The sequence below is a fragment of the Halomonas sp. BDJS001 genome (assembly GCF_026104355.1).
Taxonomy (GTDB): Bacteria; Pseudomonadota; Gammaproteobacteria; order Pseudomonadales; family Halomonadaceae; genus Vreelandella.
The window spans coordinates 1,844,337-1,861,050 of the sequence record NZ_CP110535.1; the positions used below are offsets into that span (position 1 = coordinate 1,844,337).

At 55.9% G+C, this 16,714-nt stretch carries 17 protein-coding genes, 1 other RNA gene and 1 pseudogene; 15 read left to right on the forward strand and 4 right to left on the reverse strand.

Annotation, left to right across the window (positions count from 1 at the left end):
• Positions 1-51: 51 nt before the first annotated feature.
• From rplM to OM794_RS08370, 7 genes are all read left to right on the forward strand, one after another.
• Positions 52-480, forward strand: coding sequence for a 50S ribosomal protein L13 (gene rplM / locus OM794_RS08340; protein WP_022523919.1), 429 nt, complete (start codon positions 52-54; stop codon positions 478-480).
• Between the two features lie 13 nt (positions 481-493).
• Positions 494-883: a 30S ribosomal protein S9 gene (rpsI, locus tag OM794_RS08345; RefSeq protein WP_226249779.1), complete on the forward strand. Its 390-nt coding sequence runs from the start codon at positions 494-496 to the stop codon at positions 881-883.
• Positions 884-1,091: 208 nt separating this feature from the next.
• Positions 1,092-1,691 carry a ubiquinol-cytochrome c reductase iron-sulfur subunit gene (petA, locus tag OM794_RS08350; RefSeq protein WP_226249780.1) on the forward strand — a complete coding sequence of 200 codons (600 nt, stop codon included), beginning with the start codon at positions 1,092-1,094 and terminating at the stop codon, positions 1,689-1,691.
• On the forward strand, positions 1,691-2,950 hold the full coding sequence (locus OM794_RS08355; protein ID WP_226249781.1) for a cytochrome b: 1,260 nt from the start codon (positions 1,691-1,693) through the stop codon (positions 2,948-2,950). The genes petA and OM794_RS08355 overlap by 1 nt, the downstream gene beginning before the upstream one ends.
• Positions 2,950-3,717: a cytochrome c1 gene (locus OM794_RS08360; protein WP_226249782.1), complete on the forward strand. Its 768-nt coding sequence runs from the start codon at positions 2,950-2,952 to the stop codon at positions 3,715-3,717. Before OM794_RS08355 ends, OM794_RS08360 begins: the two co-directional genes overlap by 1 nt.
• A 149-nt stretch (positions 3,718-3,866) precedes the next feature.
• Positions 3,867-4,493, forward strand: coding sequence for a stringent starvation protein SspA (gene sspA, locus OM794_RS08365; protein WP_226249783.1), 627 nt, complete (start codon positions 3,867-3,869; stop codon positions 4,491-4,493).
• Between the two features lie 66 nt (positions 4,494-4,559).
• Positions 4,560-5,063, forward strand: a complete 504-nt coding sequence (locus OM794_RS08370) for a ClpXP protease specificity-enhancing factor (RefSeq protein ID WP_226249784.1) — start codon at positions 4,560-4,562, stop codon at positions 5,061-5,063.
• An 81-nt stretch (positions 5,064-5,144) separates the two neighbouring features.
• Here OM794_RS08370 and OM794_RS08375 read toward each other — a convergent pair whose 3' ends face one another.
• The 4 genes from OM794_RS08375 to OM794_RS08390 form a co-directional block, all read right to left on the reverse strand.
• Positions 5,145-5,717 (reverse strand): BON domain-containing protein, encoded by a 573-nt coding sequence (locus OM794_RS08375; RefSeq protein WP_226249785.1) that lies wholly within the window; start codon positions 5,715-5,717, stop codon positions 5,145-5,147.
• Positions 5,718-5,781: 64 nt separating this feature from the next.
• Positions 5,782-6,372: a phosphoheptose isomerase gene (locus OM794_RS08380; protein WP_226249786.1), complete on the reverse strand. Its 591-nt coding sequence runs from the start codon at positions 6,370-6,372 to the stop codon at positions 5,782-5,784.
• 59 nt (positions 6,373-6,431) lie between these two features.
• Positions 6,432-6,803, reverse strand: a complete 372-nt coding sequence (locus OM794_RS08385) for a YraN family protein (RefSeq protein ID WP_226249787.1) — start codon at positions 6,801-6,803, stop codon at positions 6,432-6,434.
• Positions 6,793-8,301 carry a penicillin-binding protein activator gene (locus OM794_RS08390; RefSeq protein ID WP_226249788.1) on the reverse strand — a complete coding sequence of 503 codons (1,509 nt, stop codon included), beginning with the start codon at positions 8,299-8,301 and terminating at the stop codon, positions 6,793-6,795. Before OM794_RS08390 ends, OM794_RS08385 begins: the two co-directional genes overlap by 11 nt.
• Before the next feature lie 114 nt (positions 8,302-8,415).
• On the opposite strand from OM794_RS08390, the gene rsmI reads away from it, so the two are divergent.
• The 8 genes and pseudogenes from rsmI to mraY all read left to right on the forward strand — a co-directional run bounded on the left by rsmI (position 8,416) and on the right by mraY (position 16,706).
• Positions 8,416-9,273 carry a 16S rRNA (cytidine(1402)-2'-O)-methyltransferase gene (gene rsmI / locus OM794_RS08395; protein ID WP_226249789.1) on the forward strand — a complete coding sequence of 286 codons (858 nt, stop codon included), beginning with the start codon at positions 8,416-8,418 and terminating at the stop codon, positions 9,271-9,273.
• 32 nt (positions 9,274-9,305) lie between these two features.
• Positions 9,306-9,676, forward strand: an RNA gene (rnpB, locus tag OM794_RS08400) — RNase P RNA component class A.
• Between the two features lie 67 nt (positions 9,677-9,743).
• Entirely contained in the window at positions 9,744-10,700 is a 957-nt protein-coding gene (gene rsmH / locus OM794_RS08405; RefSeq protein WP_226249790.1) for a 16S rRNA (cytosine(1402)-N(4))-methyltransferase RsmH, read from the forward strand.
• An 8-nt stretch (positions 10,701-10,708) separates the two neighbouring features.
• Entirely contained in the window at positions 10,709-11,044 is a 336-nt protein-coding gene (ftsL, locus tag OM794_RS08410) for a cell division protein FtsL (RefSeq protein WP_226249791.1), read from the forward strand.
• The gene (locus tag OM794_RS08415; protein WP_226249792.1) at positions 11,041-12,747 is read left to right on the forward strand and encodes a peptidoglycan D,D-transpeptidase FtsI family protein; all 1,707 of its coding nucleotides are present in this window, start codon (positions 11,041-11,043) and stop codon (positions 12,745-12,747) included. The genes ftsL and OM794_RS08415 overlap by 4 nt, the downstream gene beginning before the upstream one ends.
• Positions 12,748-12,764: 17 nt before the next feature.
• Positions 12,765-14,258 (forward strand): UDP-N-acetylmuramoyl-L-alanyl-D-glutamate--2,6-diaminopimelate ligase, encoded by a 1,494-nt coding sequence (locus tag OM794_RS08420; RefSeq protein WP_226249793.1) that lies wholly within the window; start codon positions 12,765-12,767, stop codon positions 14,256-14,258.
• Positions 14,258-15,609 (forward strand): annotated as a pseudogene (locus OM794_RS08425) (UDP-N-acetylmuramoyl-tripeptide--D-alanyl-D-alanine ligase). The gene OM794_RS08420 and the pseudogene OM794_RS08425 overlap by 1 nt, the downstream one beginning before the upstream one ends.
• A 14-nt stretch (positions 15,610-15,623) precedes the next feature.
• Positions 15,624-16,706 (forward strand): phospho-N-acetylmuramoyl-pentapeptide-transferase, encoded by a 1,083-nt coding sequence (gene mraY, locus OM794_RS08430; RefSeq protein ID WP_088698598.1) that lies wholly within the window; start codon positions 15,624-15,626, stop codon positions 16,704-16,706.
• Positions 16,707-16,714: the final 8 nt, after the last annotated feature.

Consider the following 16,714-nt stretch of genomic DNA (forward strand, 5'->3'; position numbering starts at 1 on the left):
GCCGTGCAACGGTGTAAGTCACCCAATACATTTAATCTGGTGATTTCATCCATGAAGACGTTCAGTGCTAAGCCGCAGTCCGTCCAGCGCGACTGGTATGTAGTCGACGCTACGGACAAAACGCTCGGTCGTCTGGCAACCGAGATTGCTCGCCGCCTACGTGGCAAGCATAAGCCCGAATTTACCCCTCACGTTGATACTGGCGACTACATCGTCGTGATCAACGCAGAGAAAGTCCACGTAACCGGTAATAAGGCGAAGGCTAAAACCTACTACCGCCACACTGGTTACCCGGGCGGTCTGCGCTCTATGACATTCGACAAAATGCTTGATCATGCGCCCGAGCGTATCATTGAGTCTGCCGTTAAAGGCATGTTGCCGAAAGGTCCCTTGGGCCGTGCCATGTACACGAAATTGAAAGTGTACGCTGGCGACGAGCATCCGCATGCTGCCCAACAGCCGCTTGAACTGAACCTCTGAGGAAATCTTCGCCATGACACAGCAGTATTACGGTACCGGGCGCCGCAAGACTTCCACCGCTCGCGTGTTTATGAAGCCGGGCTCTGGCAAAATTACAGTCAACGACAAAGACCTCGACCTCTATTTTGGTCGTGTTACCGGTCGCATGGTTGTTCGTCAGCCGCTTGAGTTGACTGAAACGTTGAACCAGTTTGACATCTTCGTGACTGTCGCTGGCGGCGGTGGCTCTTCTCAGGCTGGCGCTATTCGTCACGGTATTACCCGTGCTCTGATGAACTACAACGAAGATCTGCGTCCTTCGCTGCGTGCCGCTGGCTACGTAACGCGTGATGCGCGTCAAGTTGAGCGTAAGAAAGTCGGTCTGCGCAAAGCACGTCGTCGTCCGCAGTTCTCCAAGCGTTAATTTCTACGCTATGCGGCAAAACGCCCAGGTCATCGACCTGGGCGTTTTTTATTGGAATATCAAAAAATTATATTGCTTGTACCACTATGGTCACGAGCGGTTGTTCTTGTGCACAGCGCTTTGTTTTTTTACCATAGAGCGTAATTAATATTCGTCGTCGCAAGACGCCTTTGCGGCGGAACGGGTAAGCTGATGGGAGAAACCTGAAATGGCAGATAACGGCGTAAACAAAGGCCGACGCCGTTTCCTCGTAGGTGCCACCTCCGTAGTGGGTGCGGTAGGTGCTGTCGGGGTTGCGGTACCCTTTGTGGCTTCTTGGCAGCCTAGTGCCAGGGCAAGAGCGGCGGGTGCCCCTGTTCAAGCAGATATATCCAAGCTTGAACCTGGGGAGCGGATGACCGTCGAATGGCGGGGGCGTCCGATTTGGATCATCAATCGCACACCTGAAATGATTGAGCGCACTGAGTCGCTCGGTGAGGGGGTGCTCGCTGATCCAGAATCAACAGAGCCTCAGCAGCCTGCTTATATCGAAGGACATATGCGCTCTATCAGGCCTGAAATTGGGGTGTTGATCGGCATCTGTACGCATTTGGGCTGTTCGCCGCTCTTTCGTCCTGAGCCCGATGCTGAGGGCGTCGGCGTTGATAACTGGCCGGGTGGCTTCTTCTGTCCTTGCCATGGTTCTCGCTTTGACTTGGCTGGTCGCGTGTTCAGCAACGTTCCCGCCCCAACCAACCTTGAGGTGCCACCCTACCGCTTTGAAAATGACGATATCATTGTCATCGGCGAAGATGAGGAGACTGCCTAATGGGTAATCCGAATAAAGCCAAGGCGGAAAAGGGCATCATGCGGTGGGTGGATGATCGTTTTCCTGCTACTCAGATGTGGCAAGAGCATCTCTCCAAGTATTACGCGCCGAAAAACTTCAACTTCTGGTACTTCTTTGGCTCGCTAGCACTGCTGGCGCTGGTCAATCAAATCCTTACCGGGGTTTGGCTGACCATGAGCTTTAATCCCTCCGCTGAAGGTGCGTTCGATTCCGTCGAATACATAATGCGCGATGTGGAGTGGGGGTGGTTGATTCGCTATATGCACACCACCGGCGCCTCCGCTTTCTTCCTTGTCGTCTATCTGCATATGTTCCGTGGCCTCTTGTACGGTTCCTATAAAGCCCCGCGCGAGCTAGTGTGGGTTTTCGGCATGACTATTTACCTGGTGCTCATGGCGGAAGCCTTTATGGGCTATCTGTTGCCGTGGGGGCAAATGTCCTACTGGGGCGCCCAGGTGATCATCTCGCTGTTTTCGGCTATTCCTGGTATCGGCCCTGATCTGGCGCAGTGGGTGCGGGGTGACTACCTGATTTCAGGTATTACCCTCAACCGCTTCTTCGCCCTGCATGTGGTCGCATTGCCGATCGTTATTCTGGCGCTGGTTGTGCTGCACATCATCGCTTTGCATGAAGTGGGTTCCAACAACCCTGACGGCATTGATATCAAACAGAAGAAGGATGAGGCCGGTGTGCCGCTGGATGGGATTCCCTTCCACCCCTATTACACGGTGAAAGACCTGGTGGGTGTGGCAGTCTTCCTGTTTGTGTTCTGTGTAGTGGTGTTCTACTTCCCGGAAGGCGGCGGTTACTTTATTGAGCGGCCTAACTTTGATCCTGCAAACCCGCTGCAGACGCCTGATCACATTGCGCCCGTTTGGTATATGACGCCTTTCTACGCCATTCTCCGCGCTATCACCTTCTCGGTGTTTGGCTTAGACGCTAAATTCCTGGGTGTTATATTTATGGGTGCGGCGATCGCGATCCTGTTTGTTCTGCCCTGGCTGGATCGTAGCCCCGTGCGCTCTATGCGTTACAAAGGCTGGATGTCGAAAACCATGCTGACGCTGTTTGCTATCAGCTTTGTCATCCTGGGGGTTTTGGGTGTGTTGCCATCGACAGCAGGCCGGACGCTGCTAGCTCAGGCGTGCACCGTGATTTACTTCGCCTTCTTTGTCTTGATGCCGTTCTACACCAAGCTGGAGAAGACTAAACCCGTTCCGGAAAGGGTGACTGGCTAATGAAAAAGTATCTGTTTGGACTTCTTTTCGCCTTAGTGCCAGTAACCGCGATGGCTGCAGGGGGCGCCAGTGTGCCTCACTCGATGGATCCTGATCTTAATGATCAAGCCTCGCTGCAAAATGGCATGAAGCTCTATGTTAACTACTGCATGGGTTGCCACTCGCTTCAATACCAGCGTTTTGCTCGTGCAGCTGACGACTTGGGAATGCCTCAGGATCTGGTTGAAGAGAATCTGATCTTCTCGCCTGATCTGGCCTATAACGATCAGATGCATAACGCCATGAACAGTGGCGACGCGGAGAGTTGGTTTGGTGCACCGCCGCCCGACCTGTCGCTTAAAACACGTGTGCGTGGAACCGACTGGATCTACTCTTACCTGCTCGGTTTCTACAAAGATCCTAGTCGTCCCACGGGCGTCAATAACACCGTGTTTGACTTGGTAGCGATGCCTAACGTGTTGGAGCCGCTGCAGGGCGTGCAGGAGCTGGTATGTGCTGAAACGGATCATCCGGTTGAAGGCCAAGAGCCGGATGCGTTATCGGGCAAGTACCAGTCCTGTGAAGTGCTGCAAGTGACCGAGCCGGGTGAACTTGAGCCTGCTGAGTTTGAGGAAGCGATGTATGACCTTACTAACTTCCTGGCTTATGTAGGTGAGCCCTCCAAGCTTCAGGCTCAGGCGCTGGCGCCTAAAGTGCTGATCTTTATCTTTATTTTTGGTGTGATAGCTTACCTGCTCAAGCGTGAGTACTGGCGGGACATCCACTAATTAGTAGTAGCTGATGGTCAGTGGGGCGCACGGCGTAAGCCGTGCGCCTTTTGCTTGTCAGCATGGCAATAAAGCAAAGCAGGCTAGCTTCCCCTAAGGTAGCGCTGGCGTGTTATTATCCAAGATTGTTTTGATGTGAGGATGCTTTCATGGGTGTTGTGGCCAAGCGGTCGTCGATGATCTTTTACTCTGGTAGTGATGATCATTTCAGTCATCGTGTGCGCATTGTGTTGGCGGAAAAGGGGGTTGCCGTCGATATTGTCGATGTGCTCGATGAAAAACCACCGGAAGAGCTAGCAGACCTCAACCCGTACAACAGCGTGCCGACGCTGTTAGATCGTGACCTGGTGCTGTATGAATCAAAGGTTATGATGGAGTACTTGGATGAGCGTTTCCCGCACCCTCCGCTGTTGCCTGTTTATCCAGTGGCGCGTGCGCAAAGCCGTCTATGGATGCACCGCATTGAGCGTGAGTGGTGCCCAATGGTCGATTTAATCCGCAGCGGTGGAAAGAAAGAGGCGGATAGAGCGCGTAAAGAGCTGCGTGAAAGCCTGATTGGCATATCGCCGATTTTTGAAGATATGCCTTATTTCATGAGCGAAGAGTTTACGCTGGTGGATTGCTGCTTGGCACCTATCTTGTGGCGTTTGCCGGATCTCAACATTGAGTTGCCTGAAAAGCAGGTTAAGCCGCTGCTGTCCTACATGTCGCGAGTATTCGAGCGTGAAGCGTTTAAGGCATCTTTGAGTGAGCGTGAAAAAGAGATGCGCGCTTGAATCCATTTGGCCCCTGTGTGCTTGGTAAGGGCAGGGAGCCTTTCTTGTAAGGAGGAGGGAGTCTAGATGAAATCGAGTCGCCCCTATCTCGCCCGAGCGCTCTATGAGTGGTTGTTGGATAATGAGCTAACGCCTTATCTGGTGGTTGACGCTACCTTGCCTGGCGTGGAAGTGCCCCGCCAGTTTGTTCAAAACGGTCAGATCGTTTTGAACGTGGCACCGACCGCCGTGCGTGATCTTTTTATGGAGAATCAGGCGATAGGCTTTAATGCGCGCTTTGGCGGGCAGCCTATGCAGGTGATGATACCGACCGAGGCGTTAATCGCTATCTATGCTCGGGAGAATGGCGCTGGAATGGTCTTTGGCCATGAGCCTGAGCTGGGTGAAGGTGCCGAATCCTTTGGCGATATTGAGGAGGAGAAGCCCTCTACCAAGCCGGAGCTGTCGGTAACTGAGCCGGTTGCTGAAAAGCCTAGTAGCGATTCTAACGCTTCAAGCGAAGACGCTGATAAAGAGGCGCAAGCAAACAGCAAGGCGAAGAAAAAGCCGACCCTGCGGGTTGTTAAATAGCCCAGGGTGGGTGCGCCCACAAAAAGCTCGCTTATTAAGCGAGGCTTTTTTGTGGCTACCAGACGTCGCTGGCGTGGTTAGTTAGTCAAGGTAATCAAATACCTTTACGATCCGCTGAACGCCGCCAACTGAGGAGGCTGCGTTGACAATGCGGTCAGCCTCTTCACGGCTAACACGGCCCATCAGATAAACGCTGGCATTTTCAGTGGTGACCTTTATTTTTGAAGAGTCGATGCGGTCATTGGTGGCCAGGTGACTGACAACGTTGGTGGTTAGCCACGTGTCGGCCAGACGTTGGCTTGCGGGTAGGTTGGCAGCAATGGTTAACTCGTTATGCACCCGCTCAACGCCGCGTAGGTTGCTAGTCACGTCTTCCGCCATATCGCGCAGTTCTTCGCTAGGCACTTGACCCACCAGTAGTACAACGCCGTTATAGCTATGGGCGCGTATACGTGCGTCTGCCAGGCGTGCATCCGCGCGCTCCAGGGCACGTCCTACTTCACGCTCGATGGTTGTGTCGACGGCTTCCACATCGTCACTACGCTGAGCATAGTTAGACTGATTGGAGGCTGAGTTATTGGCGCAGCCAGTCATGAAGAGCGCTGTACATAGTACAGCTACCATTAGGCCGCGGGAGGAAGGACGTTGGGTCATCGGTATGACTCCTTGATGCAAGCAGTTAAGGACATCGTGGTTGTTGTGACGCAGTAAAAGACGACTAAGCGCTGCCAAATAGCTGTTCATCGATAAGGTCGCACAAACAGTGAATCACCAGCAGATGAACCTCCTGAATACGCGCCGTCGATGTTGCCGGGACGCGAATCTCGCAGTCATCCTGGCCTAAAAGTGACGCCATATCGCCACCGTCGCGGCCGGTGAGGGCGACCACTGTCATGTCGCGATCATGGGCAGCTTGAATGGCTTGGATGATATTGCCCGAATTACCGCTGGTGGAGATGGCTAACAGTACATCACCTGGCTGCCCTAAGGCGCGAATTTGCTTTGAAAACACCTCATTATAGCTATAGTCGTTAGCAATTGAGGTCAGCGTAGAAGTGTCGGTAGTGAGCGCCAGTGCGGGTAGGCTAGGGCGTTCACGTTCAAAACGATTGAGTAATTCCGAAGAGAAGTGCTGGCTATCGCCGGCGCTGCCACCGTTACCGCAGCTGAGGATTTTCCCTTCGCTCACAAGGCACTGCACCATCATTTGGCTGGCTACTTCAATAAATGGCGGAAGTACTTCGCTGGCGTATGTTTTGGTGTCGATGCTGGCGTTGAAGTGGCCGAGTATCCGAGATTGAAAGTCCATCAGGGCTTCCTGGTTAAATTAGCGTGTTAAAAACCGTTTAAAAACAGCTTCAAAAACAGTTAAAAGGCATCGAAGGCGGCTTTTACCCAATCAAATTCGAGATTGGGTGGCTTGCCCGTTATCGCCAGGATATCAAAGCGACAGGGCGATGAAAGCCCGCCGCGGGCGATATAGAGCCGTGCCGCACGAACGAGGCGTTGCTGCTTTTGGTAAGTGACGGTTTCCAGCGGGTGCCCGTAGCGCGTTGTAGTGCGATGTTTAACCTCAATAAACACGAGAATATCGCCGTCTCGCATTACCAAGTCAAGCTCGCCCCCTTTCACGTAGTGGTTCTGCGTGACGAGGGTGAGCCCCTGTTGGCGCAGCCATTGAGCGGCCATTTGCTCAATGGCTGCGCCGCGGGCACGGGCAGTGTGGGCGTTAGTCGTCACTTTCGTCCAGATTAGGAATTAAAATAGGCGATGGAACGCCATTCTGGAATTTGGCCCACGGCAGTTCACGGTAAATGCGTCCATCGTCACGCAGATAGAGCGTGCCGGTGCTTCCATTGAGACCGTTGAGCTCGTCAAGATTGGTAAAACGAATGGCCAGTTCGTAAGCATCCACGCCCATGGCCATTAGGCGAAACATGGAAGCATCCGATTCGTCGCGCAAGCTCTGATAGGTCGCTGCGAAGGGGAGAGCTTCTTCACCGCCGACGGCCGCATCAGGGATCTGCCAGGGAATATCCACGAACATGACATCGTTTAGATCTTGATCCAGGCGCGTCTGCAGGCGTCCTTCGTGCAAATGTGAGGTGGCGTAGATCGGCAGATCAGGGGCGTAGTAGTAATCCATGGTGGGTGGCACCTGACGTGCATACTCAGGCAGGGCGAGTAGAAAGAGTGCGTCAATATTACTGAGGCGAGCACGATCACCGCTGACATTGAGGGCGGTTTGCACGGCGTTGGAGACCGAGCTCTCGGGGTTGTAGCGCACGGCATTGGTGATTTCGCCGCCCTGGCTATGCCACTCATTCCAGAAGGCCTCGCCTACCCGTCGGCCCCAGCCGTTATCCGGCACCATCATGGACACTTGGCGGTGACCATCCTGCCAGGCGCGACGGGCGACCTGGCGTGCTTCATCTTCAGCCGAAAGGCCGTACTGGAAGAGGCGCTGGGCCTGGTTGCTGTCGTCGCTGCCATAGTTGAGTGCCAGTGTCGGCAGCGGCACACTGTCGCGCTGCTCTAGCTGGGTGACCTGATCTTTATCTAACGGGCCAATGATTAACTGCGCATTCATCTGCTGTGCGCGGTCATAAAGCTCGTCCATTGAGTAGCGCGAGGCGTCCAGGAAGCTCAGCTCGACGTTGCCCCCTTTGACGTCATGGTGTTGGCGCATGGCAGTGGCGATGGTGTTGGCGACACTGCTGAGTGGGCCTGATTCAGGCAATGCAACGACGATACGGCGTATTGTCTGCCCTTCAAGCTCAGGTAAGGCAACACTAACGCCATCGCTGGGTTGATCGAGTGCCTCGCGAGCCCAGCGCTGACGCTCTTCAAGCCTCTCTTGCTGACTGGCCTGCATCGGTAGTTCGTCGTCAAGCACTTGGGTGGCGCGAAGTACAGCGCGTGGCTCGTTCAAAGCACGGGCGAGCTCGGAAAACAGCAATGCCCAGCGTACCCGGTCGGGCTCTGATAGCAGGCTTTCATCGATCCCGTCGGCGGTTTCAAAGGCTCTTTCCCGCTCACCTTGCCGGGCCAGAATATTGGACGCTTCCAAACGTGTTTTGGCGGCCTGTTCTGGCGCTTGCTGCTCCGCCTGGCTGAGTAGCTGGCCGGGATCTTCATCGGGCACGCGATCTACCACGCTAGGCGACTGCATCGCACAGCCAGCAACCAGAAATGCCATGAGGGTAGCGGCGAGTAAGCCACGTAATGACTGTTTCATGTATCCTTCCTTAGGTTTCCATTTGCGCTGTCGCTGCTTGTCAGCGATTGACCAAGCCACTGCACAAGCATAGCGCACCAGCAGGGCAAGCCATCAACGAATTGAGAGTCAACAATGACAGACGATAATCCGGGCACATTGTACGTGGTTGCCACGCCAATTGGGAATTTGGATGACTTAACCGCGCGTGCCGCTCGGGTGCTAGGACAAGTTTCGCGCGTTGCGGCTGAAGATACCCGCCATAGTGGGCGCCTGTTGGCGCACTTGGGGTTGAATAAACCTATGCTCTCTTTGCACGAACACAATGAAGCGCGCCGTGTGGATACGTTAGACAGCTATCTCGCCGCAGGCGAAGATATTGCCTTGATCAGCGACGCGGGAACACCCCTCATTAGTGATCCTGGCTTTGTTCTGGTGCGAGAGTTACGCGCCCGCAATCGCCATATTGTACCTATTCCCGGCCCCTGCGCACTGATTACGGCGCTATCAGGGGCGGGTATGCCGACGGATCGTTTTGTGTTTGCCGGTTTTCTGCCTGCCAAGCCTGGCGCGCGCCGCCAAGCGCTGGAGGGGTGGAAAAGCCGCGAAGAGACGCTGGTGTTTTATGAGTCCCCCCACCGTATCGTGCACACCCTTGAAGCGTTGCAGGAGCAAATGGCGGGGCGCGATATGGTGCTGGCACGTGAGCTAACCAAAACCTTCGAAACCTTTCTGCACGGTACGCCTGAATCCTTGTTGGAGCGTTTAGCCGCCGATCCTAATCAAGCCCGCGGTGAATTCGTGGTGATTGTCGCCGGTGCGCCGCCGGTTGAGCAGAGTGAGCATCAGGATATAGCGGCAGATACCTTGCTGGAGGCGCTGTTGGCAGAGGGGGTTGGTGTGAAGCAGAGCGCTGCGATTGCCGCACGAATGCTCGGTGGCCGTAAGCAAGTCTGGTACGCGCGTTTACAAGCAATTAAAGGTGAGCATTGAGGCTAGCCGAGGGCGCTGGTATGCTTGCCGCCGGAGTTGGCCAGACAGTCGCCGCTAATACCCCTCAAAAGGTGTTGGGGGAGGAAAGTCCGGGCTCCATAGGGCAGAGTGCCAGGTAACGCCTGGGCGGCGTGAGCCGACGGAAAGTGCAGCAGAGAGTAGACCGCCTAAGCCCCTGAAATAAACCTCTGGGGCCGGTAAGGGTGAAAGGGTGCGGTAAGAGCGCACCGCGCGCCTGGCAACAGTGCGTGGCATGGTAAACCCCACTCGGAGCAAGACCAAATAGGGATCCAATGGCGTGGCCCGCGCTGGATCCGGGTAGGTTGCTTGAGCGCTGTGGTAACGCAGCGCCTAGAGGAATGGCTGTCCACGACAGAACCCGGCTTATCGGCCGACTCCCCCATTTCCACTTTAGGGCGTGCACTCACGCTCTTTATTACGTTGTCTCTAACATCTTGTGTGAGAAAAAAATGCCTTCTCCTGACGCTGAACAGGTTGCTTCCCGCTTTCGCCATACCAGCGTACTACTGGAGGGGGCTGTCGATGCTCTTGTTCATGATACGCAGGGTGTCTATTTAGATGGGACTTTCGGGAGAGGCGGTCACTCACGGTTGATTCTCGATCGTCTGGATACCCAGGGCCGGTTGCTCGCTATGGATCGTGACCCCCAGGCAATTGCTGCGGCCGCAGAAGTAGACGATCAGCGCTTCCAGATTACCCAGCGTGAATTTGCTCAGCTTGGTGAGTTTGCTCGTGAGCAGGGTCTATACGGCAAACTGTCAGGGGTACTGCTTGATGTTGGTGTTTCATCGCCTCAGTTGGATGACCCCGAGCGCGGCTTTAGCTTTATGCGCGATGGCCCGCTGGATATGCGCATGGATCCTAGCCAAGGCCAGAGCGCTGCTGAGTTCCTGGCCAGAGCCAGTGAAACAGACATTGCTTACGTATTTAAAACCTATGGCGAAGAGCGCTACGCCAAGCGATTGGCCCGTGCCGTAGTGACGCGCCGGGTTGAAAAGCCGTTTACCCATACGGTGGATTTGGCAGAGGTGTTAAAAGTGGCCCACCCCGCCTGGGAGAAGGGGCGTCACCCCGCCACCAAGGCATTTCAGGGGCTGCGTATTTTCATCAACGGCGAGCTGGAGCAGTTAGACAGCGCTTTAGATGCGGCACTGGAGGTGCTGGCCCCCGGTGGTCACTTGGTGGTTATCAGCTTTCACTCGCTGGAGGATCGTCGTGTGAAACGCTTTATTCGTCACCATGTTCGGGGCGATACCGACCTGCCGCGTGGGGTGCCGATTCGCGACGATCAATTGAACCGGCGTCTAGAGGCGCTGGGTAAAGGTGTGCGGCCAAGCGAGAAGGAAGTGAATGCCAATCCTCGCTCTCGTAGTGCCGTCATGCGGGCTGCACGCAAACGGATGTGAATGTCATCATGAGCATGGATCGGATTAAGCAGTGGGCAGCCACGCTACGCACCGAATGGCCTTTCAGGCCGCGTCTGCGCGCCTGGCCGGTGGCTATTTCGCTACTGTTTCTACTCTGTATGGCCTCCGGGTTAGGTGTGGTGGTCACTACCCATATGACGCGGGTTCAATTTGCGCAGCTACAACAGTTGGAGCAGGAGGAGAACCAGCTGCAAACGGAGTGGGGGCAACTGCTGCTTGAGGAGGGCGCGTGGTCGACACCTGCCCGTATTGAACAAATTGCCACCGAGCGCCTGGGGATGCGGATTCCCGATGTCCATGATGTTGAGGTGATTCGGCCATGAGAAGCGAACGCCGAGGCGGTACCTCGCGTCAGGCTCCTATCGCGCCCCCGCTTGGCGGCGGGCGCTTCTTGTTTATTCTGCTCGCGATAGGCTTGGCTTCGGCCATCCTGATTGGTCGCATTACGCTGTTGCAGGTCATCGACCGTCCCTTTCTGCAAAGCCAGGGCGACGCGCGCACTCTCCGTCATGAAACCATCCCTGCCCACCGCGGCATGATTACAGACCGCAATGGCGAGCCGTTGGCAATTTCCACGCCGGTGGTGACCCTCTGGGCCAACCCGCAAGAACTTCCCGAAGATGCTATTCAGCGTGTAATGCTGGCCCAGGCGCTGGGTATGTCGCTGAGTGACTTCGAGGCGCGGGTGGCGCGCTTTAGCGAACATGAGTTCATGTATTTGCGCCGCCAGATGACCCCCGCAGCAGCCCAGCAGATTCTTAATCTGCGCACGCCCGGCGTTTACCCGCAGCGTGAATATAAACGCTACTATCCCGCTGGTGAGGTCGCTGCCCAGTTGCTAGGGGTGACGAACGTTGATGATGTCGGTCAGGAGGGCTTAGAGCTTTCTTATCAGCCTTATCTGGCGGGCCGGCCTGGCCAGCGGCGAGTGATTAAAGATCGCCGTGGGCGCCTGGTTCGCGAGCTGGGCGTTATCAACGAAGCTCAGCCCGGGGGGGAGCTGACCTTGGCGATTGATCAGCGCATTCAATATATGGCTTACCGGGAGCTGCGCGCAGCGGTGGCCGAAAATGAGGCTGATGGCGGCGTGCTGGTGATGATGGATGCCCGCACGGGAGAAGTGTTGGCGATGGCTAACTTGCCCTCTTACAACCCTAATAACCGAGCGGGGATGGATCCGCGTGGGTTGCGTAACCAGGCGTTGGTCGATGTATTTGAGCCTGGCTCGGTGATGAAGCCGCTGGCCATGGCCGCCGTGTTAGAGAGTGGCGTGGTGGATCGCAACGCTGTGGTGGATACCTCGCCCGGTTGGATGCGATTGGATCAGTTCACCATTCGCGATTTCCGTAATTATGGCGAGCTGGATCTGCCCGGCATTCTGGAGAAGTCATCGAATGTGGGCATGTCTCGCTTGGCACTGCAATTAAGCGATACGGCGATTTGGGAAAAGTATAATCAGTTAGGGCTGGGGCAGGCACCTGGAACCGGTTTTCCTGGTGAATCCACTGGCAGCCTACCGTCGCCGGTTCGCTGGTCACGCAGCGAACGGGCGACACTCTCTTACGGTTACGGCCTGTCTGTGTCAGCGGTGCAGCTGGCGAGTGCTTACACCGCATTAGCCAATGACGGTGTACGTCTGCCGCCCTCGCTGCTGCGCCTTTCTGAGCCGCCCCTAGGTACACCGGTGATAGAACCGACGGTTGCGAATGACCTGCTGAATATTCTTGAAACCTCGGTGGCTGCCTATACCGGTGGCAGGCGGGCGCGTGTAGAAGGTTATCGAGTGGGAGGCAAAACGGGCACGGTGCGCAAAATAGGCCAGCAAGGCTATACCACTGATGCTTACCGCAGCGTTTTTGCGGGAATCGCGCCCATCTCTGATCCGCGTATCGTCACTGTGGTAATGATCGATCACCCTAAGGCAGGCGAGTTCTACGGAGGCGCTGTCGCGGCCCCGGTTTTTTCCAGTGTGACAGGGAATGCTTTACGCTTGTTGGATGTTCCGCCGGATCACGAGGCGGAGTAGCTTTTTAAGGAGATGGCATGACGCTGAGCCCAGACGATGTTTTAGCGGCACTCAAGCAAGTATGGCCCAAGTCGCCACTGCCCGCTGGTCTGCCGAAGCTGCCGGATCAGGTGCATATTGAGATGAACTCTCGCAAGCTGGCGGAGGGGGATATTTTTGTGGCCGTGCCTGGCAGCCAGCGTGACGGCCGCGATTTTATCGAACAAGCGCTTGAAGCCGGCGCGGCGCTGGTTTTAGCCCAAGGATCCCACGGCGATGTAGAGCTTGAGGGGCGGGTGCTGAAACTGCCTCATTTATCGTCACGTTTAGGCGAGTTGGGGCGGGCGTTGTATAAGGTGCCCGGCGATATGGAAGTGATTGCGGTGACCGGTACTAACGGTAAAAGCTCCGTCACTCACTATATCGCGGCCCTCAGCGAAGCGTTGGGAACACCTGCGGGTCTTGTCGGCACATTAGGCGTGGGGCGCCCTGGCGCGTTGAGCGATAGTGGCTTAACCACGCCTGGCCCCCTGGCGCTGCAGGCGACGTTGGGAACGCTGGCACAGCAGGGCGTCACGCGCGTCGCCCTGGAAGCTTCTTCCCACGCCCTGGATCAGTACCGTTTGGACGCGGTCAACGTCGGTGTGGGGGTATTTACCAACCTGACTCGCGACCATTTGGATTATCACGGCAGCATGGCCGCCTACGCCGCCTCGAAATCCAAGCTGTTCCGACGTTCTGAGCTCAGTTTGGCGGTGGTCAATGGTGATGACCCCCTGGCCCGCTTAATGCTGGCTGGTTGCAGTAGCCGCGTCCGTGTCCTGGCCACCGGGCAAGATGAAGCCGTTACGCTGCGAGTCCTGGATTGGCAGGCGTTTGATTGGGGGCAGCAGGCGATGATTGCGACTCCCGACGGCGAGAAAATGCTGCGTTTGAAGTTAATGGGGCGCTTTAATTTAGATAACGTGCTGTTGGCCATGGCCGTGTTGTACGGCCTGGGCGAACCGCTTGATACGCTGTTTGATGCAGCGACGTCGCTTACGCCTGTACCCGGGCGTATGGAGCTGTATGGTGCTGTTGACGCCCCCAGCGTGGTGGTGGATTACGCCCACACCCCGGACGCCTTGAAAAGTGCCCTGCAGGCGCTGCGCGCTCACTTGGGCGAGGCAGGTAAGTTATGGTGCGTCTTTGGGTGCGGTGGGGAGCGTGATACGGGTAAGCGCGCCGAGATGGCCCGGGCCGTCGAGCAGTTGGCGGATCACATTGTGGTCACCGACGATAACCCTCGCCATGAGTCCGCTGCGCAAATCCGTGAGCAGATCTTGTCGGGCTTCTCTGCTGCTGCTCAGCCGATTGAAATCGGTGAGCGGAGTGAGGCCGTGGCAGCGGCTATTCAACAAGCGGGTGCTCAGGATGTAGTACTGATCGCCGGAAAAGGGCATGAGGCGTATCAGGAGATACAAGGGGTGCGCCATACTTACACCGATAGCGAAGAGATTCAGCGTGCCTTTGCCCAGCGGAGAGCGAAGTAATGCACTGGGCTCTTAGTCAAGTGGCTGCAGCGCTGTATATAGAAGCCCCATCGGACAGTGCCCAGTTAATCATTCGCTCAGTTATTACCGATAGCCGTAAAGTTGAGCCTGGTTGCCTGTTTGTGGCGCTAAAAGGCCCTCATTTTGACGGCCATGACTTTGTTGGGCGTGCCATGGAACTTGGCGCGGTGGCGGCGTTGGTCGACGCTCCCGTTGACTGCGACTTACCCCAGCTGGTGTGCCCTGATACGCGCTTAGTTCTGGGGCTACTGGCCGGTGCGCATCGGCGTGCATGGCATGGCCCTTTAGTGGCTGTCACCGGTAATAGTGGTAAAACTACCGTGAAGGAGATGTGCGCTGCGCTCCTGGCGCCTCTAGGTGAGGTGCTGGCGACCGAGGGCAATCTGAACAACGATTTCGGCGTGCCGCTGACTCTGTTGCGATTGCGTCAGTATCATAAAGCCGCTGTGATAGAGCTAGGTGCTAATCATTTGGGGGAGATCGCCTGGACAGCGCCGTTGGCCCAGCCCGATATTGCGATTATTACCAATGTGACCGGTGCCCATGTAGGTGAGTTTGGTGGCATGGGGCAGATCGCCCAGGCAAAAAGTGAACTGCTCGCCGGGCTGAACGAGCAGGGTACGGCGATATTGAACCGCGATGATCACTACTACCCCTTTTGGGCATCGCGCGCGGCACCAAAGCGAGTTGTCAGCTTTGGCTTTCATCCCCAGGCCGATGTAAGCGCCGCAGCGCTTTCCTGTGATCCTCAAGGGCGGTATGCTTTCACGCTACTGCAGCATGGCCAAGCGCTTGGTCAAGTACGTTTGCCGCTACTTGGCAAGCATAACGTCAGTAATGCCCTGGCCGCTGCCGCTGCGGCATTAGCGCTTGGCGTTCTGCCCGAGCAGATCATAGCGCGCTTGGGAACGCTGCCAGCGTTAGCGGGCAGGCTAACCGTGCTACCCGGTTTGCGGGGTGCCAAGCTGCTGGATGACACTTACAATGCCAACCCTGGGGCGGTGAAAGCGGCCCTGGATACGCTGGCGAGTTTCCCAGCTCCGCGCTGGTGTGCACTGGGAGCGATGGGTGAGCTGGGAAGCGATTCGGCAGCGCTGCACGCGGATATTGGTCACTACGCTGCGAGCTCGGCATTGATGGACTGTTGACGCTGGGCGACGACGCGCGCGCTGCCAGCGAAGCCTTTGGTCGTGGGCTGCACTTTAACGATCACGAGGCGCTAACGCGCCATGTCATTAATACTTTGCCGCCGGACACCACGCTGCTGGTGAAAGGGTCGCGCAGTGCGGGCATGGAACATGTCATCAATGCACTGCGTTCGGATAAATAAGGTAAACGCCGTTCATGTTACTTCACTTGGCGAATTTTCTGTCCCAGTACCAATCTGATTTTCAAGTAGTCAACTATTTAACTCTGCGCGTGATTTTAGGCGCCCTGACATCATTAATGCTCTGCTTGTGGCTGGGGCCATGGATGATTCGGCGTCTGGTCGAAGGGCAAATCGGGCAATCCGTGCGTGACGATGGCCCTCAGTCTCACCTTTCCAAGGCGGGTACCCCAACCATGGGGGGGGCGATGATCCTGCTGGCCATCGCTATGAGTACCTTGCTATGGGGGGATCTCACCAACCTTTATATTTGGGTGGTATTAGGCGTCACGCTAGGCTTTGGCGCCATCGGCTGGGTCGATGATTACCGCAAAGTGGTGGAGAAAAATCCCCGCGGCTTACCCGCTCGCTGGAAGTACTTCTGGCAATCGGTAGTGGGGCTGGGAGCGGCAGTCCTGCTCTATTTGACTGCTTCAACGCCGGTCGAGACCAGTCTATTAGTACCGCTGTTCAAAGAGGTGGCGCTGCCGCTGGGCGTTTTCTATATCGTGCTTACCTACTTTGTGATTGTGGGCAGTTCCAATGCGGTTAATTTGACCGATGGGCTTGATGGCTTGGCAATCATGCCCACAGTGCTGGTGGCTATGGGGTTGTCGGTGTTCGCTTATGCCAGCGGCAATACCGTGTTTGCCGAGTATTTGCATATTCCATTTATTGCCGGCACCGGTGAACTGGCGGTGTTTTGTGCCACCATTGCCGGCGCAGGGCTTGGTTTCTTATGGTTCAACACTTATCCCGCCCAGGTCTTTATGGGCGACGTAGGCGCCTTGGCGCTGGGGGCTGCGCTGGGCGTAGTGGCGGTTATCGTGCGTCAGGAAATTGTGCTGTTTATCATGGGCGGTATTTTTGTCATGGAGACGGTGTCGGTCATTCTTCAAGTGGGTTCCTATAAACTTACTGGGCGACGCATCTTCCGTATGGCACCTTTGCACCATCACTATGAATTAAAAGGCTGGCCTGAACCGCGGGTAATCGTGCGCTTCTGGATTATTACTGTGGTGCTGGTACTGCTTGGCCTTGCAACGCTCAAAATTCGTTAATGCATGTG

Excerpts from the sequence above, each read along its gene's own strand:
- rplM (WP_022523919.1), top strand. The coding sequence starts at position 52 with ATGAAGACGTTCAGTGCTAAGCCGCAGTCCGTCCAGCGCGACTGGTAT.
- rpsI (WP_226249779.1), top strand. The coding sequence starts at position 494 with ATGACACAGCAGTATTACGGTACCGGGCGCCGCAAGACTTCCACCGCT.
- petA (WP_226249780.1), top strand. The coding sequence starts at position 1,092 with ATGGCAGATAACGGCGTAAACAAAGGCCGACGCCGTTTCCTCGTAGGT.
- OM794_RS08355 (WP_226249781.1), top strand. The coding sequence starts at position 1,691 with ATGGGTAATCCGAATAAAGCCAAGGCGGAAAAGGGCATCATGCGGTGG.
- OM794_RS08360 (WP_226249782.1), top strand. The coding sequence starts at position 2,950 with ATGAAAAAGTATCTGTTTGGACTTCTTTTCGCCTTAGTGCCAGTAACC.
- sspA (WP_226249783.1), top strand. The coding sequence starts at position 3,867 with ATGGGTGTTGTGGCCAAGCGGTCGTCGATGATCTTTTACTCTGGTAGT.
- OM794_RS08370 (WP_226249784.1), top strand. The coding sequence starts at position 4,560 with ATGAAATCGAGTCGCCCCTATCTCGCCCGAGCGCTCTATGAGTGGTTG.
- OM794_RS08375 (WP_226249785.1), bottom strand. The coding sequence starts at position 5,717 with ATGACCCAACGTCCTTCCTCCCGCGGCCTAATGGTAGCTGTACTATGT.
- OM794_RS08380 (WP_226249786.1), bottom strand. The coding sequence starts at position 6,372 with ATGGACTTTCAATCTCGGATACTCGGCCACTTCAACGCCAGCATCGAC.
- OM794_RS08390 (WP_226249788.1), bottom strand. The coding sequence starts at position 8,301 with ATGAAACAGTCATTACGTGGCTTACTCGCCGCTACCCTCATGGCATTT.
- rsmI (WP_226249789.1), top strand. The coding sequence starts at position 8,416 with ATGACAGACGATAATCCGGGCACATTGTACGTGGTTGCCACGCCAATT.
- rsmH (WP_226249790.1), top strand. The coding sequence starts at position 9,744 with ATGCCTTCTCCTGACGCTGAACAGGTTGCTTCCCGCTTTCGCCATACC.
- ftsL (WP_226249791.1), top strand. The coding sequence starts at position 10,709 with ATGAGCATGGATCGGATTAAGCAGTGGGCAGCCACGCTACGCACCGAA.
- OM794_RS08415 (WP_226249792.1), top strand. The coding sequence starts at position 11,041 with ATGAGAAGCGAACGCCGAGGCGGTACCTCGCGTCAGGCTCCTATCGCG.
- OM794_RS08420 (WP_226249793.1), top strand. The coding sequence starts at position 12,765 with ATGACGCTGAGCCCAGACGATGTTTTAGCGGCACTCAAGCAAGTATGG.
- mraY (WP_088698598.1), top strand. The coding sequence starts at position 15,624 with ATGTTACTTCACTTGGCGAATTTTCTGTCCCAGTACCAATCTGATTTT.